Consider the following 1837-nt stretch of genomic DNA (forward strand, 5'->3'; position numbering starts at 1 on the left):
GTGTTGTAGGTAGTAGGGGGAGAATATCGCTGTTACTTTGGCAAAATCCCCGCTTGCGGCACTAAAGGTATTGAGGGAAGCCCACACAGCGGAATCCGTCACTTTCTTAGAGCAAGATTCTACCACAGTACCAAATTTCGCTAATCGCTCAATTTTGTCCTGCGGGAATCTTGTTGGGGTTGCCACCCCAAGCCCGCCTTTTTGCGGCTTGCGCCGCTTGAAAAATCCCCGAAAAATTTTTTCGGATTTTTCAAAAAACGCTTCCGCTTTGCCCCCTGTTTTTCTCCTATTAGTGAAAGGGCAAAGCATAAAAAGAAAGGAGTTGAAGCCTATGAAAAGATACAACACGCCCCACCGCCACCGGGTAATCAAGACACGCTTGACCGAGGAAGAATATGCAGAGTTTTCCGAGCGTGTCACCCTCTGCAAAATGAGCCAAGCCGAGTTTATCCGGCAAGCCCTCATTAAGTGAAGCATACGCCCGGTCATTACCGTTTCCCCGGTCAATGATGAATTACTCTCTGCCGTTGGGAAACTCACAGCCGAGTACGGGAAAATCGGCGGCAACTTGAACCAGATTGCCCGCTGTCTGAACGAGTACGGCGCACCTTATAACGCCCTCTCCCAAGAGGTGCGAGCCGCCACAGCGGAGCTTGCCGCCTTGAAGTTTGAAGTCTTGCAGAAAGTAGGTGAATCCGTTGGCAACGTTCAAACATATCAGCTCTAAAAATGCCGACTATGGAGCTGCCGAGCAGTACCTAACTTTTGAGCATGACGAGTTTACCATGAAGCCCACGCTTGATGAAAATGGTCGGCTTCTCCCCCGTGATGATTACCGCATTTCCTCTCTGAATTGCGGCGGGGAAGATTTCGCCATAGCGTGTATGCGCTCCAATCTGAAATACGGCAAGAACCAAAAACGGGAGGACGTAAAGAGCCACCACTACATTATCAGTTTTGCCCCCCGTGACGCACAGGACAACGGCTTGACCGTAGACCGGGCGCAACAGTTAGGCGAGCAGTTTTGTAAAGAGCATTTCCCCGGACACCAAGCCCTTGTATGCACCCACCCGGACGGGCATAACCACAGCGGCAACATTCATGTGCATATCGTAATCAATTCATTGCGGATTGAGGAAGTGCCATTGCTGCCCTACATGGAAAGACCAGCGGACACAAGGGAGGGCTGCAAGCACCGCTGTACGGACGCAGCTATGGAGTATTTCAAAGCGGAAGTCATGGAGATGTGCCACCGGGAAAACCTCTATCAGATTGACTTATTGCATGGGAGCAAGAACCGCATTACCGAGCGTGAGTATTGGGCAAAGCGGAAAGGACAAGCCGCACTGGATAAAGAGAACGCTTCCCTTGCCGCCACAGGCGAACCGCCCAAACTTACAAAATTTGAAACCGACAAGGAGAAATTAAGGCGCACAATCCGAGCCGCCCTGTCCTCTGCTGTTTCCTTTGAGGATTTTTCCGGGAAGCTGCTACAACAAGGCGTGACCGTCAAGGAGAGCCGGGGGAGATTATCGTATCTCACGCCGGACAGGACGAAGCCCATCACCGCCCGGAAACTGGGTGATGATTTTGACCGTGCCGCCATACTGGAAGCACTCACCATAAACGCACAGAACGCCGCCAGAGCCGCCGAAACGCCCGCACCCAAACAGGAATACCCCCACAGCATAAAAGACCGCTTACAGCGTAACAGTGCCGCCATAAACGCCCCGAAAAATGACGGAGTACAACGCATGGTAGACATAGCCGCCAAGAGAGCCGAGGGCAAAGGGAAAGGCTACGAGAAGTGGGCGAGTTTGCACAATCTGAAGCCTGT

2 protein-coding genes and 1 pseudogene are annotated in these 1837 nt (G+C 52.0%); 2 read left to right on the plus strand and 1 reads right to left on the minus strand.

Going from position 1 to position 1837, the window contains the following annotated elements; genetic code table 11:
- Nucleotides 1-345, minus strand: a 345-nt coding sequence (locus JX325_RS16055) for a hypothetical protein (RefSeq protein ID WP_204792051.1), incomplete at its 3' end; no start/stop codon positions are given.
- On the opposite strand from JX325_RS16055, the pseudogene JX325_RS16060 reads away from it, so the two are divergent.
- Nucleotides 332-727: pseudogene (locus JX325_RS16060) on the plus strand (mobilization protein). The gene JX325_RS16055 and the pseudogene JX325_RS16060 overlap by 14 nt on opposite strands.
- A partial coding sequence (locus JX325_RS16065) for a relaxase/mobilization nuclease domain-containing protein (RefSeq protein WP_204792052.1) occupies nucleotides 699-1837 on the plus strand: 1139 nt, incomplete at its 3' end. The pseudogene JX325_RS16060 and the gene JX325_RS16065, both read left to right, overlap by 29 nt.

Source organism: Oscillibacter sp. CU971, from assembly GCF_905219725.1.
GTDB lineage: Bacteria > Bacillota > Clostridia > Oscillospirales > Oscillospiraceae > Oscillibacter.